The organism is Amycolatopsis sp. NPDC051102 (assembly GCF_040682815.1).
Lineage (GTDB): Bacteria > Actinomycetota > Actinomycetes > Mycobacteriales > Pseudonocardiaceae > Amycolatopsis.
In genome coordinates this window covers 1,176,887-1,199,056 of the sequence record NZ_JBFBBT010000001.1, presented here as the reverse complement: position 1 = coordinate 1,199,056, position 22,170 = coordinate 1,176,887, and the positions used below count along the sequence as shown (strand labels likewise).

General features: G+C 72.0%; 29 protein-coding genes and 1 pseudogene. 13 read left to right on the top strand and 17 right to left on the bottom strand.

The genetic code is table 11. From position 1 onward, the window contains the following. The first annotated feature begins 142 nt into the window (after nucleotides 1-142). Nucleotides 143-754 carry a TetR/AcrR family transcriptional regulator gene (locus tag AB0M93_RS04990; protein ID WP_364268919.1) on the top strand — a complete coding sequence of 204 codons (612 nt, stop codon included), beginning with the start codon at nucleotides 143-145 and terminating at the stop codon, nucleotides 752-754. Here AB0M93_RS04990 and trxA read toward each other — a convergent pair. The 8 genes from trxA to AB0M93_RS04950 form a co-directional block, all read right to left on the bottom strand. Continuing rightward, entirely contained in the window at nucleotides 735-1,070 is a 336-nt protein-coding gene (gene trxA / locus AB0M93_RS04985) for a thioredoxin (protein ID WP_364268493.1), read from the bottom strand. The two genes, AB0M93_RS04990 and trxA, sit on opposite strands and share 20 nt — an antisense overlap. Before the next feature lie 12 nt (nucleotides 1,071-1,082). Continuing rightward, nucleotides 1,083-1,478: a MerR family transcriptional regulator gene (locus AB0M93_RS04980; RefSeq protein WP_364268491.1), complete on the bottom strand. Its 396-nt coding sequence runs from the start codon at nucleotides 1,476-1,478 to the stop codon at nucleotides 1,083-1,085. 42 nt (nucleotides 1,479-1,520) lie between these two features. Continuing rightward, nucleotides 1,521-1,994, bottom strand: a complete 474-nt coding sequence (locus tag AB0M93_RS04975; protein WP_004559569.1) for a bifunctional nuclease family protein — start codon at nucleotides 1,992-1,994, stop codon at nucleotides 1,521-1,523. Nucleotides 1,995-2,210: 216 nt separating this feature from the next. Continuing rightward, the gene (locus tag AB0M93_RS04970; RefSeq protein WP_364268489.1) at nucleotides 2,211-2,957 is read right to left on the bottom strand and encodes a MerR family transcriptional regulator; all 747 of its coding nucleotides are present in this window, start codon (nucleotides 2,955-2,957) and stop codon (nucleotides 2,211-2,213) included. Then, nucleotides 2,954-3,424, bottom strand: a complete 471-nt coding sequence (gene garA, locus AB0M93_RS04965; RefSeq protein WP_103352920.1) for a glycogen accumulation regulator GarA — start codon at nucleotides 3,422-3,424, stop codon at nucleotides 2,954-2,956. The genes AB0M93_RS04970 and garA overlap by 4 nt, the downstream gene beginning before the upstream one ends. Before the next feature lie 115 nt (nucleotides 3,425-3,539). Further along, on the bottom strand, nucleotides 3,540-3,923 hold the full coding sequence (gcvH, locus tag AB0M93_RS04960) for a glycine cleavage system protein GcvH (RefSeq protein ID WP_103352921.1): 384 nt from the start codon (nucleotides 3,921-3,923) through the stop codon (nucleotides 3,540-3,542). 100 nt (nucleotides 3,924-4,023) lie between these two features. After that, nucleotides 4,024-4,644, bottom strand: coding sequence for a CDP-alcohol phosphatidyltransferase family protein (locus tag AB0M93_RS04955; protein WP_364268487.1), 621 nt, complete (start codon nucleotides 4,642-4,644; stop codon nucleotides 4,024-4,026). A 497-nt stretch (nucleotides 4,645-5,141) separates the two neighbouring features. Continuing rightward, the gene (locus AB0M93_RS04950) at nucleotides 5,142-5,351 is read right to left on the bottom strand and encodes a hypothetical protein (protein WP_364268485.1); all 210 of its coding nucleotides are present in this window, start codon (nucleotides 5,349-5,351) and stop codon (nucleotides 5,142-5,144) included. A 314-nt stretch (nucleotides 5,352-5,665) separates the two neighbouring features. Between AB0M93_RS04950 and AB0M93_RS04945 the strand changes: the two genes are divergently transcribed. After that, nucleotides 5,666-6,169: a hypothetical protein gene (locus AB0M93_RS04945; RefSeq protein WP_364268483.1), complete on the top strand. Its 504-nt coding sequence runs from the start codon at nucleotides 5,666-5,668 to the stop codon at nucleotides 6,167-6,169. A gap of 30 nt (nucleotides 6,170-6,199) precedes the next feature. Next, nucleotides 6,200-6,598: a hypothetical protein gene (locus tag AB0M93_RS04940; RefSeq protein ID WP_364268481.1), complete on the top strand. Its 399-nt coding sequence runs from the start codon at nucleotides 6,200-6,202 to the stop codon at nucleotides 6,596-6,598. A gap of 6 nt (nucleotides 6,599-6,604) precedes the next feature. On the opposite strand, the gene AB0M93_RS04935 is transcribed toward AB0M93_RS04940, so the two are convergent. Further along, entirely contained in the window at nucleotides 6,605-8,308 is a 1,704-nt protein-coding gene (locus AB0M93_RS04935) for an AMP-binding protein (RefSeq protein WP_364268479.1), read from the bottom strand. 34 nt (nucleotides 8,309-8,342) lie between these two features. After that, nucleotides 8,343-9,185, bottom strand: a complete 843-nt coding sequence (locus tag AB0M93_RS04930; RefSeq protein ID WP_364268477.1) for a crotonase/enoyl-CoA hydratase family protein — start codon at nucleotides 9,183-9,185, stop codon at nucleotides 8,343-8,345. A gap of 137 nt (nucleotides 9,186-9,322) precedes the next feature. Here AB0M93_RS04930 and AB0M93_RS04925 point away from each other — a divergent pair. Together AB0M93_RS04925 and AB0M93_RS04920 are read left to right on the top strand one after the other, a co-directional pair. Next, nucleotides 9,323-10,197, top strand: a pseudogene (locus AB0M93_RS04925) (alpha/beta fold hydrolase). Between the two features lie 12 nt (nucleotides 10,198-10,209). Continuing rightward, a complete protein-coding gene (locus tag AB0M93_RS04920) occupies nucleotides 10,210-10,728 on the top strand; it encodes a hypothetical protein (protein ID WP_364268475.1) in 519 nt (172 codons plus the stop codon). A gap of 150 nt (nucleotides 10,729-10,878) precedes the next feature. Here the strand turns inward: AB0M93_RS04920 and cobA are convergent, their stop codons facing one another. The 7 genes from cobA to rpmB all read right to left on the bottom strand — a co-directional run bounded on the left by cobA (nucleotide 10,879) and on the right by rpmB (nucleotide 16,130). Then, complete coding sequence (cobA, locus tag AB0M93_RS04915) at nucleotides 10,879-12,099, bottom strand: uroporphyrinogen-III C-methyltransferase (RefSeq protein WP_364268473.1); 1,221 nt, start codon at nucleotides 12,097-12,099, stop codon at nucleotides 10,879-10,881. A 47-nt stretch (nucleotides 12,100-12,146) separates the two neighbouring features. After that, nucleotides 12,147-14,018: a hypothetical protein gene (locus AB0M93_RS04910; protein ID WP_364268471.1), complete on the bottom strand. Its 1,872-nt coding sequence runs from the start codon at nucleotides 14,016-14,018 to the stop codon at nucleotides 12,147-12,149. After that, on the bottom strand, nucleotides 14,015-15,004 hold the full coding sequence (locus AB0M93_RS04905; RefSeq protein WP_364268469.1) for a MoxR family ATPase: 990 nt from the start codon (nucleotides 15,002-15,004) through the stop codon (nucleotides 14,015-14,017). Before AB0M93_RS04905 ends, AB0M93_RS04910 begins: the two co-directional genes overlap by 4 nt. Before the next feature lie 166 nt (nucleotides 15,005-15,170). After that, a complete protein-coding gene (gene rpsR, locus AB0M93_RS04900; RefSeq protein WP_364268467.1) occupies nucleotides 15,171-15,425 on the bottom strand; it encodes a 30S ribosomal protein S18 in 255 nt (84 codons plus the stop codon). After that, entirely contained in the window at nucleotides 15,422-15,727 is a 306-nt protein-coding gene (rpsN, locus tag AB0M93_RS04895; protein WP_364268465.1) for a 30S ribosomal protein S14, read from the bottom strand. Before rpsN ends, rpsR begins: the two co-directional genes overlap by 4 nt. Continuing rightward, nucleotides 15,727-15,894, bottom strand: a complete 168-nt coding sequence (gene rpmG / locus AB0M93_RS04890; RefSeq protein ID WP_003091682.1) for a 50S ribosomal protein L33 — start codon at nucleotides 15,892-15,894, stop codon at nucleotides 15,727-15,729. The genes rpsN and rpmG overlap by 1 nt, the downstream gene beginning before the upstream one ends. Continuing rightward, on the bottom strand, nucleotides 15,894-16,130 hold the full coding sequence (gene rpmB, locus AB0M93_RS04885; protein ID WP_364268463.1) for a 50S ribosomal protein L28: 237 nt from the start codon (nucleotides 16,128-16,130) through the stop codon (nucleotides 15,894-15,896). The genes rpmG and rpmB overlap by 1 nt, the downstream gene beginning before the upstream one ends. A 78-nt stretch (nucleotides 16,131-16,208) precedes the next feature. Between rpmB and AB0M93_RS04880 the strand changes: the two genes are divergently transcribed. From AB0M93_RS04880 to AB0M93_RS04845, 8 genes are all read left to right on the top strand, one after another. Continuing rightward, complete coding sequence (locus AB0M93_RS04880) at nucleotides 16,209-17,459, top strand: GTP-binding protein (RefSeq protein ID WP_364268461.1); 1,251 nt, start codon at nucleotides 16,209-16,211, stop codon at nucleotides 17,457-17,459. After that, nucleotides 17,456-17,710 carry a type B 50S ribosomal protein L31 gene (locus AB0M93_RS04875; RefSeq protein WP_364268459.1) on the top strand — a complete coding sequence of 85 codons (255 nt, stop codon included), beginning with the start codon at nucleotides 17,456-17,458 and terminating at the stop codon, nucleotides 17,708-17,710. The genes AB0M93_RS04880 and AB0M93_RS04875 overlap by 4 nt, the downstream gene beginning before the upstream one ends. Beyond that, the gene (rpmF, locus tag AB0M93_RS04870; RefSeq protein WP_364268457.1) at nucleotides 17,710-17,859 is read left to right on the top strand and encodes a 50S ribosomal protein L32; all 150 of its coding nucleotides are present in this window, start codon (nucleotides 17,710-17,712) and stop codon (nucleotides 17,857-17,859) included. The genes AB0M93_RS04875 and rpmF overlap by 1 nt, the downstream gene beginning before the upstream one ends. After that, a complete protein-coding gene (locus tag AB0M93_RS04865; RefSeq protein WP_364268455.1) occupies nucleotides 17,856-18,917 on the top strand; it encodes a GTP-binding protein in 1,062 nt (353 codons plus the stop codon). Before rpmF ends, AB0M93_RS04865 begins: the two co-directional genes overlap by 4 nt. A gap of 94 nt (nucleotides 18,918-19,011) precedes the next feature. Then, nucleotides 19,012-19,446: a MarR family transcriptional regulator gene (locus AB0M93_RS04860; RefSeq protein WP_364268453.1), complete on the top strand. Its 435-nt coding sequence runs from the start codon at nucleotides 19,012-19,014 to the stop codon at nucleotides 19,444-19,446. Next, on the top strand, nucleotides 19,443-21,113 hold the full coding sequence (locus AB0M93_RS04855; RefSeq protein WP_364268451.1) for an MFS transporter: 1,671 nt from the start codon (nucleotides 19,443-19,445) through the stop codon (nucleotides 21,111-21,113). Before AB0M93_RS04860 ends, AB0M93_RS04855 begins: the two co-directional genes overlap by 4 nt. Further along, nucleotides 21,110-21,853: a dienelactone hydrolase family protein gene (locus tag AB0M93_RS04850; RefSeq protein WP_364268449.1), complete on the top strand. Its 744-nt coding sequence runs from the start codon at nucleotides 21,110-21,112 to the stop codon at nucleotides 21,851-21,853. The genes AB0M93_RS04855 and AB0M93_RS04850 overlap by 4 nt, the downstream gene beginning before the upstream one ends. A 12-nt stretch (nucleotides 21,854-21,865) precedes the next feature. Next, nucleotides 21,866-22,138, top strand: a complete 273-nt coding sequence (locus AB0M93_RS04845) for a DUF6295 family protein (protein WP_364268447.1) — start codon at nucleotides 21,866-21,868, stop codon at nucleotides 22,136-22,138. Nucleotides 22,139-22,170: the final 32 nt, after the last annotated feature.

The following is a 22,170-nucleotide window of genomic DNA, read 5'->3' as shown; positions in this document are numbered from 1 at the left end:
GGTCAACGCGACGCGCGGCAACGCTCAACGGTCGGATGAGCGTTTGAGCCGTTCGCCGTACCCCCTACGGCGTGGTTCAAACTCCTTGACGGAATTTACTCAGCTGAGTAACTTTTTACTCATGCAGGTAAACACCGCCCTGATGGCGGATCTGGGGCTCACCGTCACCGAAGCCGCGCGCCGGGCGCAGATCATCGGCGCGACCATCGGCGTCCTCACCGATCTCGGCTACCGCCGGACGACGTTCGCCAAGATCAAGGAGCGGGCCGGGCTCAGCAGCACCCGGCTCATCTCGTACCACTTCACGAACAAGGCCGGCCTGATGCAGGCCGTGCTCAGCACGGTCGTCGAGACCAAGCACCAGTTCCTCACCGAACGCACCGGCGGCGGCCTCGACCCGGCCGACCGGCCCGGCTACCTGCGGGCGCACATCGAGACGTCGATCGCGTTCCTGCGGGCGTACCCGGAGTGCGTCCGGGCGCTGACGGAGCTGGCCGCGAACGCCGACGACGCCGACGGCTGGGTGATGACGAAGGTGCTGGTCGACGACCTGCGCGTGCACGGACTGGCCCGCCAGCTCAAGCAGGGCCAGGCCGAGGGCGTGTTCGGCACCTTCACGCCCGAGGTGATGGCGATGTCGATCGCGCAGGCCATCGACGGCGTCGCCGCAGCCTACGCGGCCGACCCTTCGCTGGATCTCGAAACGTACGGGCGCGAGGTGGCGGACACGTTCGTCAAAGCGACGGCGCCGTGAGGGCCCGGTCGAGCCGCTCTTCGATGCGGGCCTTCGGGAACGCGCCGACGATCGTCTCGACCGGCTCGCCGCCGCGGAAGAGGATCATCGTCGGCAGGGACATGACCTGGTAGGAGCGGGTGGTCTCCGGGTTCTCGTCGGCGTTGATCTTGCGGACGGCGAGCTCGCCGTCCCGCTCGGCGGCCAGCTGCGCCAGCACCGGGCCGACCATCCGGCAGGGGCCGCACCAGGTGGCCCAGAACTCGACCAGCACGGGGACGTCACTGCCGAGGACCTCGGCGAACGTGCTGTCGGTGACTTCGAGGACTTCGGACACGGCAGGGCTCCTTCAGGGGCGCGGGGAATCGGGCACGACACACGGATCGGGCGCCTGCCGGGCCAGCGCGCCGGCGAGTTTCGCGGCCAGCTCGCCGCGGATGCCGCCCAGGCGGGCGAGGAGCGCATCGGCTTCTTCGAGCTTGCGCCGGTAGACCTCGATGGAGCTCGCGCAGGAGTCGCCGGTCTCGTGGCCGCTGCGCAGGCACTCGACGAACGGGCGTGTCTCCTCCAGGGTCAGGCCGACCGTCTGGAGGGTCTGGATCTCCTTGACGAGCTGGAGGTCGTCCTCGTCGTACTCGCGGTAGCCGTTCGCCGAGCGCCGGGCCGCGAGGAGGCCTTGGTCCTCGTAAAACCGCAGCGCACGGGTGGTGGTACCCGTGCGCTGCGCAAGTTCTCCGATCCGCATGCCCCCGACGCTAGACGTTGACGTCCACGTCAAGGCAAGTTCTCAGGTATCCGCTCCGCGGAAGTCTTCCGGGGAAACCGAGTCGAGGAACTCGCGGAACTTCTCGACTTCGTCTTCCTGCTCGTCCGGGATGATCAGGCCCGCTTCCTCCAGCACCGAGTCCACGGCGTGGATGGGGACCCCGATCCGCAGGGCCAGCGCGACCGAGTCGCTCGGCCGGGCGGACACCCGGATGTCGCCGTCGAAGACGAGTTCCGCGAAGAACGTGCCTTCCTTGAGGTCGGTGATGACGACCTGCTCGAGTTCCCGGCCGAGTGCTCCGATGACCTCTTTCAGCAGGTCATGCGTGAGCGGGCGGGCCGGCCGGACCCCCTGCTGCTCCAAGGCGATGGCGGTGGCTTCGACCGAGCCGATCCAGATCGGCAGGTACCGTTCACCCTCGGTCTCCCGCAGCAACAAGATCGGCTGATTCGCGGGCAGCTCGACCCGCACACCGACGACGCGCATTTCGCTCATCGGGCTTCGCCTCCCTCTCGTGCACACGGGCTGCAGCGCCGAAACGGTTCCGCGCCGCCACTGTCGACGCTACCCGTCATCCGTGCGCTGTGCTCGCTGTCCGGACTCTCTCGGTTCGCCTGCCGCAAACCCGTGCCTTCACGGTACGGCATGCGGTGCCGAACATTCAGTCATTGACATGGGACCGCAAAGAGGATCTCACTGCCCCGTTATCGATCAACACCCGGAGACGCCACGGATTCCGGCCTTGACGAGCAGCGTGTGCAGGGTCACGGACAGCGCCGCGAGCTCCCGCACCACCTCGTCGGCCCGGGACTTGGCCTCCGGGTCACGATGCCGGTACACCGGCGTCACGATCTGCTCCAGCAGCCCGACCTCGCGGTCGGCCGCGGCGCGGAAGGCGCGCAGGTGTCTCGGTTCGATCCCGAATTCGGTCATCGCCTTCACCGTCCGCGCGACCAGCACCGCGTCCGGGTCGAAGAACCCGGCGGGGCCGGGCCGGACCAGGCCGTACTGCTGCAGCTCGGCCAGCGCGCCCGCGTCGATGCCCGCCTGCTCCAGGAGTTCCTCCTGGGTCAGGCGCAGCTCCTTGCCGGTGGCGAAGTCCTCCGCCACGGGCAGGCCGACGTTCTCCGCCGGTGCGTCGATGGGCACCAGCCGGCGCGGCGGGCGGGGCAGGGCCGCGGCGGGCCCGTTGCCGGAGTCCGCCGCGTCCAGCTGTTCCTTGATGACCTTCAACGGGAGGTAGTGGTCCCGCTGGGCGGCCAGGACGAACCTGAGACGCTCCACGTCCGCCGCGGCGAACTGCCGGTATCCCGAAGCCGTCCGGCCCGGGGTGACCAGGCCTTCGGCTTCGAGGAACCGGATCTTGGAGATGGTGACATCGGGGAAGTCGCCGCGCAGCTGCGCGAGAACGGCCCCGATGCTCAACCCGTCACGTTGTGGCCGTCCGGCCGCCGTCACTGCGCCCCCTGGCCCCCGTGCCCCGGGCCGGTCAGGAAGACCAGGCGGAACTTCCCGATCTGCACCTCGTCGCCGCCGGCGAGCACGGCCTGGTCGACCGGCTCGCGGTTGACGTAGGTGCCGTTGAGGCTGCCGACGTCGATGACGACGAACTCGCCGCCCTCACGCCGGAATTCGGCGTGCCGGCGGGAGACCGTGACGTCGTCGAGGAAGATGTCGCTGTCCGGGTGCCGCCCGGCGCTGGTGGTGTCGCGGTCGAGCAGGAACCGCGACCCCGCGTTCGGCCCGCGCTTCACGACCAGCAGGGCCGAACCCGGGGGCAGGGCGTCGACACCCTGGACCGGGGCCTCCGGGGCCGGGGCGGACTCGTGGCCTTCGGCTTCGGCCAGGAAGTCGGCCCGGAAGACAGAGGTCCGCTCCGGAGACTGCTCCGGGGGAACGCCGCCGGGCCCGTCGTTCGTGCTCACCTGAGCTCTCCTCCACACATGCTGTGATGCCTAGTACTCAAGAACGTGTAGCTGCCAACGTACCGTGCCTGATCGATTCTCCGAGCCCCGGCTCCCCGAACCGGCGGAGCGGGCGTCAGCCCTTGGTCAGCGCGTCGTACGCCTCGGCTTCGAGCAGGGCTTCGAGGCCGGCCGGGTCGTCGAGCCGGATCTCGATCAGCCAACCCTCGCCGTAGGGGTCGCTGTTGATCAGCTCGGGCGAGTCGGCGACGGCGTCGTTGACCGCGACGACCTCCCCGTCGACCGGCGCGAACAGCTCGGAGACGCTCTTGGTCGACTCGACCTCGCCGAAGACGTCGCCCGCGCTCACCTGCCTGCCGACCTCGGGCAGGTCGACGAACACGACGTCGCCGAGCTGGTCCTGCGCGTACTCGGTGATGCCGACGCGGACGAGCGTCTCCTCGCGGGTGGCGACCCACTCGTGGTCCTCGGTGTAGCGAAGCTCTTCAGGAGCGGACACCGCCGGTCCCCTTTCATGCCCTCACTGGCGAAACATGCTGCGCGAAGTCTTACACCCACACGGCCCAGCCGCCCGCCACGCCCCGGCGGAAGCGTCGCGCTCAGTCGTGCTTCACACCCCGCAGGGCGTTGCGCGCCTGCACGACGTACAGCACACCGGACCAGACGTAGAGGACGGCACCCCAGATCGTGAAGGCGTACCCGATCGGCCGAGCGACCGCGGCGACGTCCGAGCCACCCTGCGCGAGCAGCAGGAACGGGAAGGCGTACATCAGGACGAAGGTGGCGCCCTTGCCGATGTAGGTGACTTCGGGCGGCGCGAACCCGCGGCGGCGCAGCGTCAAGACGCAGACGCCGAGCACGGCCTCCCGCAGCACGAGCGGGACCACGACCCACCACGGGATGATGCCGCGCACGAGGAAGGCGATCAGGGTGGCGAGGATGTAGAGCCGGTCGGCGGCGGGGTCGAGCAGCTGCCCGAGCCGTGACATCTGGTTGAGCCAGCGGGCGAGCTTGCCGTCGAGCCAGTCGGTCAGGGCGCTGAACACGAGCAGCGCGAGCGCCCAGCCGTCTTCCTCCGGGCCGAGCAGCAGCCAGAGGAACACCGGCACACCGGCCAGCCGCAGCAGGGACAGCATGTTGGGGACGTTGAGCGCCTGCCGCAGCAGGGAAGGCTCGGCGGCGTCCGCCGGAGCGGCGGGTTCGGGGGCGGCTGTGCTCACCGGGCCATTAAACAGCGGAGAGGCGCCGGGGCGCCCGGTGGTGCGGTGCCGGGGACGGGGCCGGTCGCGGGGCGGTGCGGGTGGCCGGGCTCGGTGGCGGAGGGTGACGGGCATCCCGCCTGCCGGGCCGGACCGGCGCGGCCGCCTTTGCGACCGCGCCGCCGGAGCGGCCATGCGCTTCTGCTGCGGGGCCAGGCCGTCGGCGCCTGCCGCAGCCAGGTGGGGCCGGCTCTGCGACCGCGCCGCCGGAGCGGTCATGCACTTCTGCTGCGGGGCCGGGCCGCCGGCGCCTGCCGCAGCCGGGGCCGGGTGGGGTGGGCCGGGGTCGGCGCGGCCCGCTCTGCGGCCGCGCCGCCGGAGCGGCCGTGCACTCGTGCAGAGGGCCGGACGTCCGCCCCGCTTGCGCCTGCCGCAGCCGGGGCGGGTGGCCGGGCCTGGCGGCGGCATCCGCCCACCAACCCCCCGGCCCGGCCTCACCCCACACGCCCCGGCCGGTCTCAGCTCGCCCGGCGGTGGCTCCAGCCGCGGCGCTGCAGCTCCGCGCTGGTCAGCGACTCGGGGCGGCCGCGGAAGTCGGTGCCCATCCAGCGGGCTCGGCCGGCGCGGCCCTCGAGGACGTACGGGCGGCCGCAGCACCAGACCACGGTGCTCGGGACGGTCGGCGGACTGGACGGGTCTTCGGTGCTGGTCACAGCGTCGGCGTTCATCGCTCTCACGGTTTCCGGGACGGGTTTCGGGGACGGGAAGCTCGCTGGCCTCCACCAAGATCTTCGGCGACCGGAGCCGGGTTGTTAACGGTCACGGCCGGAATTAGACCGATCGATTCTTGATCGCAGCGGGAGGTTTCGGAGCGTGAACGGAATGTTAATTGTCCATTGTGGACACCAATTCGGTGGCCACCGGACCGGGGCGCCACCCCGCTGGAGTAATCTCCGGCACACCCGTGGGCGCGTCGATCCGCGGGGCCCCGGCCCGGATGGGCCAGAATGACCGGGCCAGCCAGCCGGGGAGGAGGATCGCGGTGCCCCACCCGACCACCACGAAGACGTGGCTCGTGGCCTGCCTCGCCCTGCCCGTGCTCGCGGCCTGCTCCGGCGCCCCGGCCGCGCAGGCGCCCCCGGCCGCGCCCGCCTCGACCTCCCCCGCCGCCGCGACGACGCCGGCCGGCACCCCGCCGCCCGCGCCCGCCGCCACGGACGGCTCGGCCACGCCCGCTCCGGCCTCCAAGCCGTCCGGGCCGCCGCCGTCGGTGCCGGGGTCCTGCGGGACGGTGACCGCCGCCAGCGGGCTGACACTCTACGTGTTCGACAGCGGCTCCGCCGGGGTCACCTGCGCCGCCGCGACGAAGCTCGTCGGCGACTTCCACCGCAAGATCGCCGGGCGCCAGGGCGCCGGCTCGAACGACGCGGTGAACGAGACCGTCGACGGCTGGCTGTGCGCCTCCGGGCCGCCGGCCGCGCAGGGCGGCACCACCTGCACCAAGGGTGAGCAGACGGTGTTCGCCGCCGTCGTGCCGTCCGAGTGAGATCCCGTCCCGTCCGCTCCTGAAGGGCCCATGAAGACTCTCGCGTACCCCCTGCTGCTCGTCGCCGCGACCGCCGCCCTCGCCGGCTGCGGCGGCGCCCCGGCGCCCGCCACGCCCTCCTCCTCCGGCGCGCCCGTGCCCGCCGCGGCCGCGGCGGCCGCCTCGACGGCGCCCGGCGTCCCGTGCGGCGACGTCGCCGGCGCGGGCGGCGCGAAGACGGCGGTCGTCGCGCACGGGAAGGTCGACTGCGCCGCGGCGAGCAAGCTGCTGAAGGACTATTTCGCGAAGCTGACCCCGGCCGAGGCGAACGACGCCGACGGCCCGGGCCCGATCGTGCTCGACGAGTGGACGTGCGGCAGCGGCGCGAACGACCCGGTGACCGCGTGCTCGACGGAGGACGGGCGGCAGGTCGAAGGCATCCGCGGCTGACGTCCGTCAGGACTTGAGGTCCGGGAAGTCCTCTTCGCGGTACTCGGTCCCTTCGCCGCGCTTCGGGTCGTTCTCGCGGCCGCGCAGCTCGACGCGCCGGATCTTGCCCGAGATCGTCTTCGGCAGCTCCGCGAACTCCAGGCGCCGGATCCGCTTGTACGGCGCCAGGTGCTCGCGGCAGTGGGCCAGGATCGACCGCGCGGTCGCGGCGTCCGGTTCGAAGCCGGCCGCCAGCACGACGTACGCCTTGGGCACCGCGAGCCGGATCGGGTCGGGGGCCGGCACCACCGCCGCCTCCGCCACCGCCTCGTGCTCGATCAGGACGCTCTCCAGCTCGAACGGCGAGATCCGGTAGTCCGACGCCTTGAACACGTCGTCCGTGCGCCCGACGTAGGTGATGTAGCCGCGTTCGTCGATCGATCCGACGTCACCCGTGTGGTAGAAGCCGCCGGCGAACGCCGCCGACGTCCGCTCGTCGTCGTCCGCGTAGCCGGTCATCAGGCCCACCGGGCGGTGCGCGAGGTCCAGGCAGATCTCGCCTTCCGTCGCGCGCTCGCCGCTGACCGGGTCGACCAGCGCCACCACGAAGCCGGGCAGCGGGCGGCCCATCGACCCCGGCACGACGTCCTGGCCCGGCGTGTTCGCGATCTGGACGCTGCTTTCGGTCTGGCCGAAGCCGTCGCGGATGGTGACGCCCCACGCCTTCTCGACCTGGTCGATCACCTCGGGGTTGAGCGGCTCCCCCGCGCCGACGACCTTGCGCGGCGGCGTCTTCAGGGCCGTCAGGTCGGCCTGGATGAGCATCCGCCAGACCGTCGGCGGGGCGCAGAAGCTGGTGACGCCGCACCGGTCCATCTGGGCCATCAGCGCGCTCGCGTCGAACCGGCTGTAGTTGTAGAGGAACACCGTCGCTTCGGCGTTCCACGGCGCGAAGAAGTTGCTCCACGCGTGCTTCGCCCAGCCGGGCGAGGAGATGTTCAGGTGGACGTCGCCGGGCTCCAGCCCGATCCAGTACATCGTGGACAGGTGCCCCACGGGGTAGGAGACGTGCGTGTGCTGCACCAGCTTCGGCTTCGCCGTCGTGCCGGAGGTGAAGTAGAGCAGCAGCGGGTCGGTGGCCTTCGTCGGGCCGTCCGGGGTGAACTCCGGCGACTCGGCGAACGCCGCCGAGTAGGCGTGCCAGCCCTCGACCGGCTCTCCCACCGCGATCCGCGTGTAGGCACCCTCGACGCCGTCGAACTTCGGCGCGTCCACCGAGCGGACCACGACGTGCTTGGCCGCGCCGCGCTCGACGCGGTCGGTCAGGTCGGCCGGGCCCAGCAGCGTCGACGCCGGGATGATCACCGCGCCGAGCTTGATCGCCGCGAGGATGGTCTCCCACAGCTCGCCCTGGTTGCCCAGCATGAGGATCAGCCGGTCGCCGCGGCGGACGCCGAGGCCGCGCAGCCAGTTGGCGACCTGGTTGGACCGGCCGGACATCTCCGGGTAGGTCCAGCGGTTCTCGCGGCCGTCCTCCTCGACGATCCACAGCGCGTACCGCTCGGCGTTGTCGGGGTCGTGCGCGACGACGTCGAACCAGTCGATCGCCCAGTTGAACTCGTCGAACTCCGGCCAGGCGAAGTCGCGGTACGCGGTGTCGTAGTCCTCGCGGTGGGTCTGCAGGTAGTCCCGCGCCACCCGGAACGCGTGGTGAACCTCCGAAGCGGTCACGAAAGCCTCTCCATTCTTCACAGGCCGACGGGGTCTATTCGCCCTTGAACTCCGGCTTGCGGCGCTCCATGAACGCTTGGACCGCCTCGCCGAGGTCCTTGCTGGGCAGGAACGCCGAGTTCCAGGCGGCGACGTACCGGAGGCCGTCGGCGACCTGGCGCTCGGTGTTCGCCGCCAGTACCTGCTTCGTACCCTGCACCACCAGCGGCGGATTCGCAGCGATCTCGCCGGCGAGTTCCCGCGCGGCCTTCAGCAGGGCTTCCTGGTCTTCGTAGACGTCGTTGACCAGGCCGATCTTCTCGGCGCGGGCGGCGTCGACGTCCTTGCCGGTGAGGGCGAGCTCGCGCAGATGCCCCTCGCCGATGATCGAGGCGAGCCGCTGCAGGCTGCCGAGGTCGGCGACGATGGCGACGCGCACCTCGCGGACGCTGAACTTGGCGTCGGCGCTGGCCAGGCGGACGTCGGCGGCCGCGACGACGTCGACCCCGCCGCCGATGCACCAGCCGGACACGGCCGCGACGACCGGTTTGCGGCATTCCGCGATCGAGCTGACCGCCGCCTGCAGCGACCGGACCTGGTCGAGGAACGCCGTCCGCGGACCGGCCAGGTTGTCCCCGCCCAGCATCGGCGCCCAGTCGCCCATCATCGCGGGCAGGTCGAGACCGTAGGAGAAGTGCGCGCCACTGCCGGTCAGTACCACGGCCCTGACCTGCGGGTCGGCGTCCAGCGTGCGGAACACCAGCGGCAGCTCGCGCCAGAAGTCCGGGCCCATCGCGTTGCCCTTCGACGGGCCGAGAAGCGTCACTTCGGCCACAGGGCCGTCGACGTCGACCTTCAGGGAGACGAGGTCGGGCAGACTGTCAGCAGTAGCGGTCATGGGGTCATCTTGACCCATGCCCGCGGCGACCCGCCATTGGCACCTTGTCAATTGACCCGCGCGTCACTGTGCCAACGGGGTCGGGGGATGCTTTCCTGAAAGGGACTCACACCACGAACCGGGGAGGACGGTGGGACATGAGCCCGGCCAGCGCGACCGCGATCCAGCCCGAACCGCCGCCCGCCCCCATCCGGCGGGCGTCCCGCCCGATCGAGCTGACCGGCTCGTTCGACCACGAAGGCCACCGCCTCTGGTACACCGAGTTCGGCAGCGGCGACAAGGTCGTCGTCCTCACCCACGGCATCATGCTGACCCGCCGGATGCACGCGCCGCTGGCGCGCCGGCTGGCCCGCGCGGGCTTCCGGGTGATCACCCTCGACCTGCTCGGCCACGGCGACTCCGACCGGCCGACCGAGTCGTGGCTGTACTCGATGCCGTCGTTCGCCGAGCAGACCCTGGCCCTGCTGGACCACCTCGAGGTTTCGTCCGCCGTGATCGGCGGGACGTCACTCGGCGCGAACGTCTCGCTGGAAGTCGCGGTCTCGGCGCCATCCCGGGCCCGGGGGCTGATCGTCGAGATGCCGGTGCTGGACAACGCGATCGTCGCCGGGCTGGTCACCTTCGCCCCGCTGCTGATGGCGGCCCGGTTCCTGCCGTTCACGGTGCAGGCGGTGGCGCTGGCGGCATCGATGGTCCCGCACGGCAACCAGTGGGTCGACGTCGTCACGGACACGCTGTCCCAGCGCCCGGCCCGATGGCGGCGCTGCTGCACGGGGTCCTGTTCGGCCGGATCGCCCCGCCGAAGTCGGTGCGCCGCAAGATCTCGACGCGCGCGCTGGTGATCGGCCACCAGGGCGACCCGATCCACCCGTTCGGCGACGCGGACACCCTGGCGGTCGACATGCCGGACGCGGAGTTCGTCCAGGCCCGCAGCCCGGTCGAGCTCCGGCTCGACCCGACCCGGCTGTCGGACGCGATCCGGGATTTCGCCGCGAGCTGCTACGAGGACTGAGATGCTTCGCCCATGCCTTTGGTGTGGGTGACCGGCAACTCCGGAGCCGGCAAGTCGGCGGTCTGCGCACTCCTGAAGGACCGGGGCGAGCACGCGGTCGACGCGGACAAAGAGGGCTACCACCAGTGGGCGGACCGGACGAGCGGGCAGGTCGTCACCGATCCGCCCGACCCGGTGCCGGCGGGCTGGCTCGACCGCTTCGGGTGGCGGATCGACCGGACGAAGGTCGAAGCCCTGGCGGCCGGCGCGCGCGACGAGATCGCGTTCTTCTGCGGCTGCCCGGAAAACGCCGGCGACGTGGCCGACCTCTTCGACCTCGTGGTCTGCCTGGTCATCGACGACGACACGCTCCGCCACCGGCTCCTGACCCGCACCACGAACTCCTTCGGCAAGCACCCGGAGGAGCTGGCCGCGGCGCTCGACGTCAACGCCTACCGGCACCCCGGCGGGACGATCATCGACGGCACCCGCCCGTTGCCCGAAGTCGCCGACGCCATCCTCACCACCGCCCACCGTCTCGCGCCCCCGTGATCGGGACGCCAACTCGCGTGATTGGAACGCCAACTCGCGTGATTGAAGGGTCGACACGACGTCCGCCCGAAGTCTGGTCGTGTCGACCCTCTGATCACGCGTGTCGACTCCTCAATCACGTGTGTTGGCTCCTCAATCACGTGTGTTGACTCAGGACACCGGGGCGAGGCCGGCCACCGGGCCGATCACGATCACCGCGGGCGGGCGGACGCCCGCGGCCGCCGCGTCCGTGACCACTGTGTCCAATGTGGACCGGAGGGCGCGCTGGGTGCGCATCGTGCCGTCCTCGACGATCGCCACCGGGGTGTCCGCCGGGCGGCCGCCGTCCAGGAGGGCCTTCGCGAACTGCGGGAGCCGCTCCACGCCCATCATCAGCACGATCGTGCCGCGCATCCGAGCCAGCAGCTCCCAGTCCACCAGGGACCGGTCGTCGCCGGGGGCGACGTGGCCGGAGACCACGACGACCTCGTGGGCCACGCCGCGGTGGGTCACCGGGACGTCGGCGGCCGCCGGGACCGCGAAGGCGCTCGTGATGCCCGGGACCATCGTCACGGGGACGCCCGCCTCCGCGCAGGCCAGCACCTCCTCGAAGCCGCGGCCGAACAGGTACGGGTCGCCGCCCTTGAGGCGGACGACGAACTTGCCCTCCTTGGCGCGCTCGATCAGGGTGCTGTTGATCACGTCCTGGCTGGCCGCGCGGCCGTACGGGATCTTCGCCGCGTCGACGATCTCGACCTCGGGCGCGAGCTCGTCGAGCAGCTCGCGGGGAGCCAGCCGGTCCACGACGACGACGTCCGCGCGCGACAGCAGGCGCCGGCCGCGGACCGTGATCAGCTCCGGGTCGCCCGGACCGCCGCCGACCAGCGCCACCCCGGGCAGCGTGCCCTCGGGGTGCGGCTGACGGCCGTCCTCGATCGTGCCGTTGTGCAGGCCGTCGAGCATCGAGTCGCGGACCGCGGCCGAGCGCAGCGGCTCGCCGCCGGAGAGGACGCCGAACAGCAGGCCGCCGTGCCGCCCCGACGCCGGGGTGACGGCCGAGCCCGACTCGCCCTCGTCGGCGCGGACGCAGAACACCCGCTCCCGCTCGGCTTCGGCGCAGATCGCCGCGTTGACCTCGGGGTCGTTCGTGCAGGCCAGCGCGTACCAGGCCGCGCGGAGGTCACCGGGCTCGTAACGGCGTTCGTGCCAGACGAGCTCGCCCGCGTCCACCATCCCCTGCACCGACGGCGTCGTGTGCGGCGACACCAGTTCGACGCGGGCCCCCGCGCCGATGAGGCGGGGCAGCCGGCGTTGGGCCACGGAACCGCCGCCGAACATCACGACGCGGCGGCCGGTGAGCTGGAGGCCGGAGAGGTAGTGCGGGTCGTCCATGGGCGGGAGTTTATTGGGGGTTCACCCGTGCGCCAGCCCAGCGTGGGTCATGCCACGCGGAACACCGGCCCGCGGGCCACGAACGGCAGCCGCGCGCCCCGCGGCACGAGGTACGCGTGCTCGCGACGGGGCCGGACGTGGTCGCACGCGGCGTCGGTGATGATCAGGATCGGCCCGTCGGGCGGGAAGTCGGCCGCGCGCTGCAGCAGGTCGACGCCGGGCTGCAGGATCGTCCCGCCACGCCCGCGCACCTTGACGCGGCCCGCGATGTCCTCCACCGCGAGGTAGCCGGCGTCGTAGGCGACGGCGTCGCAGAACACCACCCGAGCCGCCGGGACGTCCCGGGCCAGCGCGTACGACGCGATCGCGCCCAGGGCCTTGCCCAGCAGCTCGGCGTTCATCGACCCCGACGTGTCCAGCACGACGCCGAACGTGACGCGCCGTTCGAGCCGCTCCGGGCGGACGCGGCCCGGCCGCGGGATGTCCGGCGTCGCCGACTGGCGCCGCGAGGCCCGCGCGTAGCTGCGCACCGGCAGCTCCACCCGGACGTGCTCGTCGAACCAGCGGGCCAGCTGCGCGTCCCACGGCAGCGGCGGGTGGTCCAGGGCCCGGATTTCCTGCTCCAGCCCGGCCGGCAGCAGCCCGCGGCCCTGGGCGTGGTGGTACTCGAGCCCCTGGGTCAGCGCCCGGCGGTAGAACTCGTCGAGGTCGACTCCGCCGGCCCGGTCGCCCTCGCGCCACGGCAGCGGCTTCGCCTCGGCCCGCTTCGACGACCGGCGCTGCGCCGCGTCCGGTTCGGACAGCCAGTCGCCCAGGACGTCGCCGGTCTCGCGCGAGCCCAGGGTCAGCAGCTTGCGGCCGCGGCGGATGTCGGTCGTCAGCGTGTCGTACACCGACTCCGCGGACATCCCGGTCAGCTGCTGGTCGTGCAGGACGCCGTGGGGCAGCTCGCCGACGCCCATGGCGACCAGCCAGCCGTTGATCACGTAGTCGCAGGCGACGTTCCACAGGTACGGGTCGCGGCCCAGCGCGCGGCGGTCGTGCCGCAGCGCCGCGTGCAGCATCTCGTGGGCCAGCACGAACCGCCATTCCTCGGCACTCAGCGCGGCGGCCGGGTTGACGTAGATCTCGCCGTGCTCGGCGTCGACGGCCGCGAGGGAGATGTCCCACGCCCGGGCCACGTCGGCGTCGACGACCAGGGTGAACCCGGCCGCGACCGCGCCGAGCAGCGGGAACGACGAAACGAACCAGGACACGGCCCGGTCCCACTCCCCCATCGCCCGGCGGTGGCGGGTCTGGCCGCGCGCGTCGGCGGCGCGTTCCATGGCCTCGGTGGCCGAGGCGATCAGGCCGCGGGCGAACCGCTCGGTCCACGGCTCCGGCTTCCCGTGGTAGTGCACCTGCCAGCGGGACATCGGCGGCGGGAGCCGCAGGCACGACCCGGGGCCGCCGACGCCCAGCCGCGCGAACGGCGCCGGGACGCCGGTCTCCTGCCACCTGTGGGTCAGCGCGCGCTCGTCGGTGCCCGGCAGCTCCGGCACCTCGACGACGGGCGTCCCGACGTGGACCGCCTCGGCGAACCGGTGGACGGCCACGCAGCACGCGGCGCCGTAGACATCGTCGAACTCCACGTCGTCGAGCTGGTCGTCGTCGAGGTGGCCGAGGCCCAAGTGCAGCAGCAGGTGCGCGAAAACCCAGGCCCATTCGGCGGGCTCGGCATCGCGGGCGCGGTTCGGGATGATCAGCCCGCGGCCGTTGACGACGGCCCAGCTGTCCACGCCGGTCAGGCTCTCCGGGCTCAGGCTGGCGCCGCGGGCGAGGTGGGCGAGGACGGTGTGCGAGCGGCTCAGCTCCCAGCCGCCGAGGATCGCCTTCGCGCGCCCCTCCCGGCGCTTGGCTTCGACGCGGGCGTTGCTCACGTGCGCGCCGCCACCAGCCGCGGCAGGTCGCGGGCCGCTTCGACCAGGAACCACGACGGGAGCCGCGGGTTGCCCGCCTCGTCGTCGGCGATGACCAGCTGCGCCATCTCGAGGGAGACTTCGGCCAGCTCGACGAGCAGGCTCTTCGCCCGGAAGGCGAACTGGCGCACGGCCGGCGACGCGTGCCGCTTGTCCGCGGGCAGGTCCTTGACCAGCCGGGCACGGAACGTCTCGGCGAGGAAGTAGAGCAGATCCCGGTCGGCCGGCTCGGCGGGCCAGCGCGCGTCGCCCTTGAGGATCGCCTCCAGGTCGAAGGCGTGCCGGGCCACCTTGAGGTACGCGCGGAACGCGCCCGCGTGGGCCGGCGTGAGCGTCGCGTACGCCAGCAGGGCGACCGTCTCGTCGTCGGCCGGGTCGCCGGCGGAGTGGAGCAGGTCCGACAGCATGTGCCAGGACCGCGGCGTCGAGAACGGCTCTTCGGTCTTCGGCGGTGGGCTCCAGAGGTGGTCCGGGCGCTGGGTGAGGTACTCGATCACCCACGGGTGGATGCCGTTCCCGGCCGCCCACACCAGCCAGTCGCCCGGCGCCGCGCGCAGGTGGACGTGCACCAGGCGGTTGACCAGGGCCGAGGCCATCGGCCGGGCGAGGGCCTGGTCGGTGGCGCGGTTGCCGGCGCCGATCACGACCGAGCCCGCCGGCAGCTCGTAGGAGCCGATGCGGCGGTCGAGGATCAGCGAGTAGAACGCCTTCTGGACGTCGGGCGCGGCCGCGTTCAGCTCGTCGAGGAACAGGCAGTACGGCTCGTCGCGCGCGATCTGCTCCGGCGGGCAGAACCGGCTGCGGCCGTCCACGATCTGCGGGACGCCGATCAGGTCCTCGGGCGCGAGCTGGGTGCCGAGCAGCGACACGCAGTCGAGCCCGAGCGCCGCCGCGAAGTCCCGCACCAGCGAGGACTTCCCGATGCCGGGCGCGCCCCAGAGGAACACCGGCCGGACGACGGCGGTGGTGAGCAGGACTTCGGGCAGCCGGGCGGGCGTGACCGTGAGCTGGGCGTGCAGCGTGGACCTCCTGGTGTGTCAGGACATCCTCCTGCGACGCCCCCTTTCGTGCGCCCATGATCGCGCGCCGCCCGGCCCCGGCGCATCCGAATTTTCAGCTCGCGCGCCCCGCCGACGGGTACGGCAGCAGGGCCATCTCGCGCGCGTTCTTGATCGCCGTGGCGACCTGTTTCTGTTGCTGCGGCGTCAATCCAGTCACGCGGCGGGCCCGGATCTTGCCGCGGTCGGAGATGAACTTCCGCAGCAGTTCGGTGTCCTTCCAGTCGACGTGGGTGATCTTGCCGGCGTGCAGCGGGTTCACCTTGCGCTTGGCGGGGCGGTCGCGGTGCGGCTTCGGCATCCGGCTCACCAGCTCGACTTCGCGACGCCGGGCAGCTCGCCGCGATGCGCGGCCTGCCGCATCTTCACCCGCGACAGGCCGAACTTCCGCAGGTAGCCGCGTGGCCGCCCGTCCGAGACGTCCCGGTTGCGGATCCGGGTCCGGCTCGCGTCCCGCGGCAGCTTCTGCAGCGCGACGACGGCCTCGGCCTTCTCCTGCGGCGACGACCCGGGCGCGGCGATCACGGCCTTGAGCGCGCGACGGCGTTCGACGTACCGCGCGGCGACGACCTTCCGCTGCTCGTTCTTCGCGATCTTCGACTTCTTGGCCATCAGCGCTCTTCCTTGAACTCGACGTGCTTGCGCGCCACGGGGTCGTACTTGCGCAGGACCATCCGGTCCGGGTCGTTCCGGCGGTTCTTCTTGGTCACGTACGTGTAGCCGGTGCCCGCGGTGGACCGCAGCTTGATGATCGGCCGGACGTCGGTGCTCTTCGCCATTACAGCTTCACCCCCTTCGCCTTCAGCTCGGCGACGACGGCGTCGATGCCGCGTTTGTCGATCGTCTTCATGCCCTTCGCGGAGACGCGCAGCCGCACCCAGCGGCCTTCACCGGGCACGAAGTACCGGCGGTTCTGCAGGTTCGGCTCCCACCGCCGGGACGTGCGGCGGTGGGAATGCGAAACCTGCTTGCCGTAGCCCGGCTTGCGGCCGGTGACCTGGCACACGGCGGACAAGGACCCTCCCGAGTTGATAGTGGTTTTCGTTTTCATCTACTCTACGCACCGTACCCCGCCCGTATTCCTGGAGCCGCAGTGACCCCTCACCCCCGCGTCCCGCTCGTCCTCGTCAGCGGTCTCGCGCCCGGACCGAACGCCACGCTCGCCGAACTGCTGCGAGCCGCCGAGCCGGGCACCGCCGTCGTCCACCACGACCTGCGCGAGATCCACTCGGGTGTCGTCCGGCGCCGGCTCCAGCTCGGCGAGCGCGACGAGGAGACCGTGCTGGAACTGGCGCACGGCTGCGTGTCCTGCACCCTGCGGGAGGACCTGCTCCCGCTGCTGCGGCGGCTGGCCCGGCGCCCGGAGGTGACCCGGATCGTCGTCCGGCTCGACGAGGCCATGGAGCCCGAGCCGGTCAGCTGGGCGATCGCCAACGTCCTGGTCGGCGACCACCCGGTGCGCGAGGACGTCGACCTGCGGGCCGTCCTCACCGTCGTCGACTGCGCGAGCTTCCTCGCCGACGCGACCGGCGACGACGAGCTGGCCGACCGGAACCTGCAGGGCAGCCCCGAGGACGAGCGGACCGTCGCCCAGGTCGCGCTGGCGCAGGTCGAGTCCGCCGACGTCCTCGTGCTGGCCGGCGCGGCCACCGATGCGTGGAGCGCCGCGAAGGCGTCCGCGGTGCTCGACCGGGTGGCGCCATCGATCCCGCGGGTCGAGCTGGCACGAATCGACGGCCACCGCGTCCTCGACGCGGTCCCGGCGGACGCCCGCCGCGGCGAGGTCACCGACCTGCACGGCGCCCTGCTGCGCGGCGAGCCGCCGCTGCACACCGACTGCGGCATCGGGCTGCTGACCTTCACCGCGCGGCGGCCGTTCCACCCCGGGCGGCTGCACGACGCGCTCGACGTCCTCCTCGACGGCGTCGTCCGCACCCGCGGGCGCGCCTGGGTGGCCAGCCAGCCCGACGTCGCGTTCTGGATCGAGTCGGCGGGCGGCGGGCTGGGCCTCGGCCACGCCGGGCCGTGGCTGGCGTCCCCCGACGGTCCTGAGTGGACGGACGTCTCCCCCGAACGCCGGACGCTGGCGTCCCTGCGCTGGGACCCGGTGTACGGCGACCGCGCGCAGGAACTGGTCGTGGTGACGGACCAGACAACGCCCGAGGAGATCGACGCGGCCCTGCGCGGCGCTTTACTCACCGACGACGAACTCGCGGCAGGACCCGAGGCGTGGGCGCGCTACCCCGATCCGTTCGGCGACTGGCACGAAGAGCCGTGCGAAGACACCGAACCCGACCCGGCGCGGCACGACGCGACCGCGGCGAACCGAAAGGAAGACCGATGAAGAACGGCATCCACCCCGCCTACCACCCCGTGGTGTTCCAGGACTCGTCCACCGGCGACGCCTTCCTGACCCGCTCGACGATCACCTCCGACCGGACGATCGAGTGGTCCGACGGCCACCGCTACCCGCTCGTGGTGGTCGACATCAGCTCGTGGTCGCACCCGTTCTGGACGGGCACGCAGCGGATCATGGACAGCGCCGGCCAGGTCGAGAAGTTCCACCGCCGCTACGGGAAGCGGGGCACCCGCTGATGGCCGTCCCGAAGCGCAAGAAGTCCCGCAGCACCACGCGGTCCCGGCGGGCGCAGTGGAAGGCCGCCGCGGTGGACCTGGTGCCGATCAAGGTCGACGGGCAGGTCCGGCTGGTCCCCCGCCGGCTGATGCGGCACTTCCACTCGTGACGGTCCCGGTCACCGTGCTGTCCGGCTTCCTCGGCGCGGGCAAGACGACCCTGCTCAACCACATCCTCGCCGGCCGGTCCGGCCGGCGGGTGGCGGTGATCGTCAACGACATGAGCGAGGTCAACATCGACGCCGCGCTGGTCCGCTCACAGGAGCGGCTGGTCGAGCTGACCAACGGGTGCATCTGCTGCACCCTGCGGGAGGATCTGCTCGAAGAGGTGGCGGCGCTGTGCGCGGACGGCCGGTTCGACCACGTGCTCATCGAGTCGAGCGGGATCTCCGAGCCGATGCCGGTCGCCGCCACCTTCACGTTCCTGGAGCCGGTGGCCCACCTCGACACGATGGTGACCGTGGTGGACGCGGCGAACTTCGCCCGGGAACTGGCCGCGGGTGACTCGCTGGCCGAGCGGCGGCTGGACCAGTACGAAGGCGACGAGCGGACGGTCAGCGATCTGCTGGTGGACCAGATCGAGTTCGCCGACGTGCTGCTGCTGAATAAGACGGACCTGGTCCCTTCGGCCGAGGCCGACCGGCTCGTGGCGACGCTGCGGCGGCTCAACCCGGCCGCCGACGTCGTCACGGGCCGCTTCGGGAAGGTGCCGCCGGAGCGGGTGTTCGGGACCGGCCGCTACGACCCGGTCCGGGCGCGGGAGGCGCCGGGCTGGGTGGCCGAGCTGAACGGCGACCACGTGCCGGAGACCGAGGAGTACGGCATCTCCAGCGTGGTGTTCCGGGCTTCCCGGGCGTTCGACCCGGCGGCGCTGTGGGACTTCGTGACCCGGCGGCTGGACTCCGGCGAGTTCGGGACGGTGCTGCGGTCCAAGGGGTTCTTCGCGCTGGCGTCCCGGCCCGGCGTGAGCGGGCTGTGGTCGCAGGCGGGCACGGTGGCGCGGTTCGAGCCCCAGGGCGTCGCGGCGGCACCGCGGCAGGAGCTGGTGTTCATCGGCGTCGACCTCGCCGGGGACGCCCTGCTCGCCGCGCTGCGGGACTGCCTCGGCGAGGCGAGCGGACCGGACCCGTTCCCGGCGTGGGAGCCGGTCCACGTCCATTCCGCGTAGGCGGCCTGCCGCGGGCGAAAGGTCCCGGCTCACCCGATAGCGGCCGTTCCGTCCGGGTTGATCAACCCAGGTTTATCAGTCTAGGTTGACTATCGTGACGGACGAGGAACTCCTCCAGGCGAGCACCGACCTGCGCGTCGCGCTCGGCCGGCTGATCCGGCGGCTGCGACAGGGCTACGTCGTCGGCGAACTGACGTTGCCCGAGCGCTCGGTCCTGTCCCGGCTCGACCGCGAGGGCCCGGCCACCCCCGGTTGCCTCGCCGACCTCGAACGGGTGAAGCCGCAGGCCATGGGCGTCACGCTCGCCGGGCTGGTCGAGCGCGGGCTCGTCGAACGGCGCAAGGACGACTCCGACGGCCGGAAGGTGCTCATGTCGGTCACCGAGACCGGCGTCAAGCTGCTCACCGACCGCCGTTCGGCGACCACCCGGCAGATGGCGGCCGCGCTCGCCGAGCAGTTCAGCGAGGCCGAGCAGCGCGAGCTGGTCGCGGCCATCCCGCTCATCGAGCGGCTGGCGGACCGCCTGTGAGCTACAAGTGGGTCGCGCTGTCCAACACCACGCTCGGCGTGCTGATGTCCGCGCTCGACGGCTCGATCGTGATCATCTCGCTGCCGGCGATCTTCCGCGGCATCGGCCTCGATCCCCTCGCGCCCGGCAACATCGGCTACCTGCTCTGGATGATCCTCGGCTACCTGCTGGTGCAGGCCGTGCTGGTGGTGACGCTCGGGCGGCTCGGCGACATGTTCGGCCGGGTCAAGATGTACAACGTCGGGTTCGTCGTGTTCAGCGCCGCGTCGGTGGCGCTGTCGTTCGACCCGTTCCACGGCGGCAGCGGGGCGCTGTGGCTCATCGGCTGGCGGATCGTGCAGGCCGTCGGCGGGTCGATGCTGACGGCGAACTCCGCGGCCATCCTCACCGACGCCTTCCCGGCGCACCAGCGCGGGATGGCGCTGGGCGTCAACCAGATCACCGCGCTGGCCGGGCAGTTCCTCGGCCTGGTCGTCGGCGGGCTGCTGGCCGAGATCGACTGGCGCGCGGTGTTCTGGGTGAGCGTGCCGTTCGGCCTGCTGGGCACCATCTGGTCGATCCGCAGCCTCCGCGAAGTCGGGACACCGCAGCGCGCGAAGGTCGACTGGGGCGGCAACGTCACCTTCGCGGCCGGGACCGCGCTGGTCCTGGCGGCGATCACCTACGGCATCCAGCCCTACGGCGGCGCCGCCACCGGCTGGGGCAACCCCTGGGTGCTCGGCGGGATCGGCGCCGGCGTGCTGCTGCTCGTCCTGTTCGGTGTCATCGAGACGCGCGTCGCCGCGCCGATGTTCCAGCTGAGCCTGTTCAAGATCCGGGCCTTCGCCGCCGGCAACATCGCCGCGTTGCTGACTTCGGTCGCCCGTGGTGGCATGCAGTTCATGCTCATCATCTGGCTGCAGGGGATCTGGCTGCCCCTGCACGGCTACGACTACGAGCAGACGCCGCTGTGGGCGGGTATCCACATGCTGCCGCTGACCGTCGGGTTCCTGGTCGCCGGGCCGGTGTCGGGGTACCTCTCCGACCGGTTCGGGGCCCGGCCGCTGGCCACCGGCGGCCTGCTCCTGGTCGCGGTGGCGTTCTTCGGCCTGCTGGCGCTGCCGGTCGACTTCTCGTACCCGGCATTCGCGGCCCTGCTCGTCCTGAGCGGGATCGGCCAGGGCATGTTCGCCGCGCCGAACACCTCGGCGATCATGAGCAGCGTCCCCACCGAGCAGCGCGGGGTCGCCTCCGGCATGCGGGCGACGTTCCAGAACTCCGGCACGTCGTTGTCCATCGGCGTGTTCTTCTCGCTGATGATCGCCGGGCTGGCCTCGTCGCTGCCGCAGACGCTCACCGGCGGGCTGCAGGCCCACGGCGTCCCGGCGCCGGTCGCCGACGGCGTCGCGCAGCTGCCGCCGGTCAGCACGCTGTTCGCCGCGTTCCTCGGCAGCAACCCGGTCGGGCACCTGCTCGGCCCGGACGTCCTGGCCGGCCTCTCCCCGGCCGACCGGACGGCCCTCACCGGCGGCGAGTTCTTCCCCCGGCTCGTCTCCGGCCCGTTCCACCACGGCCTGGCGGTCGTGTTGACCGCGGCCGCCGTGATGGCGGTGGTGGCCGCGGTCGCGTCCGCGTCCCGCGGCAAGCGGTACGTCCACCCGCCCGAACCAGCGAAGGAGAACCGATGACCGACGAGATCGTCGCCGGGACCGTCACCATCACCGGCCACGGCGGGGACGAGCTCGAGGCCTACCTGGCCAAGCCGACCGACGAGACCCCGCGCGGCGGCGTCGTGGTGATCCACCACATGCCCGGCTACGACGCGGCGACGAAGGAGATCGTGCGCCGCTTCGCCGTCGGGGGCTACAACGCGCTCTGCCCGAACCTGTACACCCGCGAAGCGCCGGGCGCGGACCCGGACGACGCGGCCGCGACGGTCCGCGCGGCCGGTGGCGTCCCCGACGACCGCCTGGTCGGCGACGTCTCGGGCGCGGCGGACTACCTCCGCGCGCTGGAAAACGCCAACGGCCGCGTCGGGGTCATCGGCTACTGCTCGGGCGGCCGCCAGGCGTTCCTCGCGGGCTGTTCCCTGGACCTCGACGCGGCGGTCGACTGCTACGGCGCGTTCGTCGTCAACGACCCGCCGGCGGGCATGGGGATGACGATGAAGCCGCTGCTCGGCCTGACCCCGCAGCTGTCCTGCCCGCTGCTGGGCATCTTCGGCGCCGACGACCAGTACCCGGGACCGGACGAGGTGGCCGTGCTGGCGGCCGAGCTGGAGAAACACGGCAAGGAGCACGAGTTCCACACGTACGCGGGCGCCGGCCACGCGTTCTTCGCCGTCGACCGCCCGAGCTACCGCCCGGAAGCCGCCAAGGACGGCTGGGAACGCATCTTCGACTTCTACGCCCGCACGCTCACCGCCTGAGAGGACCCGCTCATGTGCACTTACCTGACGGAGAAGTTCGCGCTCGAGGGCAGCGGCAAGGGCGCCCGCGGCTGGTTCCGGCTGAACGAGGGCACCGTGTACGTCGACCACCCGGTCCACGCGCCGTACGCGCACACGGTGAACATCGACTTCCGCAACCCCGGCCTGGGCGCCTCGGCGCGGGTGGCTCTCGAACTCACGGAAGAGGACGCACTGGCCCTGGCGGACGCGATCCACGCGGCCGTCAAGTCCGCCCCCGCCGGTCTCGCTTCGCGGAACCAGTAAGCGGTCGTGAGTGGTAAGGCGGGTTAGAACGC

What these genes read in the sequence shown, in the direction of transcription:
- AB0M93_RS04950 (WP_364268485.1), bottom strand. Translation starts at nt 5,351, where the DNA reads ATGAACGCCGACGCTGTGACCAGCACCGAAGACCCGTCCAGTCCGCCG.
- rpsN (WP_364268465.1), bottom strand. Translation starts at nt 15,727, where the DNA reads ATGGCCAAGAAGTCGAAGATCGCGAAGAACGAGCAGCGGAAGGTCGTC.
- AB0M93_RS04975 (WP_004559569.1), bottom strand. Translation starts at nt 1,994, where the DNA reads ATGAGCGAAATGCGCGTCGTCGGTGTGCGGGTCGAGCTGCCCGCGAAT.
- AB0M93_RS04920 (WP_364268475.1), top strand. Translation starts at nt 10,210, where the DNA reads ATGCCTTTGGTGTGGGTGACCGGCAACTCCGGAGCCGGCAAGTCGGCG.
- rpmF (WP_364268457.1), top strand. Translation starts at nt 17,710, where the DNA reads ATGGCCGTCCCGAAGCGCAAGAAGTCCCGCAGCACCACGCGGTCCCGG.
- AB0M93_RS04845 (WP_364268447.1), top strand. Translation starts at nt 21,866, where the DNA reads ATGTGCACTTACCTGACGGAGAAGTTCGCGCTCGAGGGCAGCGGCAAG.
- AB0M93_RS04930 (WP_364268477.1), bottom strand. Translation starts at nt 9,185, where the DNA reads ATGACCGCTACTGCTGACAGTCTGCCCGACCTCGTCTCCCTGAAGGTC.
- rpmG (WP_003091682.1), bottom strand. Translation starts at nt 15,894, where the DNA reads ATGGCGAAGAGCACCGACGTCCGGCCGATCATCAAGCTGCGGTCCACC.
- AB0M93_RS04990 (WP_364268919.1), top strand. Translation starts at nt 143, where the DNA reads ATGGCGGATCTGGGGCTCACCGTCACCGAAGCCGCGCGCCGGGCGCAG.
- AB0M93_RS04850 (WP_364268449.1), top strand. Translation starts at nt 21,110, where the DNA reads ATGACCGACGAGATCGTCGCCGGGACCGTCACCATCACCGGCCACGGC.
- cobA (WP_364268473.1), bottom strand. Translation starts at nt 12,099, where the DNA reads ATGGACGACCCGCACTACCTCTCCGGCCTCCAGCTCACCGGCCGCCGC.
- AB0M93_RS04940 (WP_364268481.1), top strand. Translation starts at nt 6,200, where the DNA reads ATGAAGACTCTCGCGTACCCCCTGCTGCTCGTCGCCGCGACCGCCGCC.
- AB0M93_RS04875 (WP_364268459.1), top strand. Translation starts at nt 17,456, where the DNA reads ATGAAGAACGGCATCCACCCCGCCTACCACCCCGTGGTGTTCCAGGAC.
- AB0M93_RS04980 (WP_364268491.1), bottom strand. Translation starts at nt 1,478, where the DNA reads ATGCGGATCGGAGAACTTGCGCAGCGCACGGGTACCACCACCCGTGCG.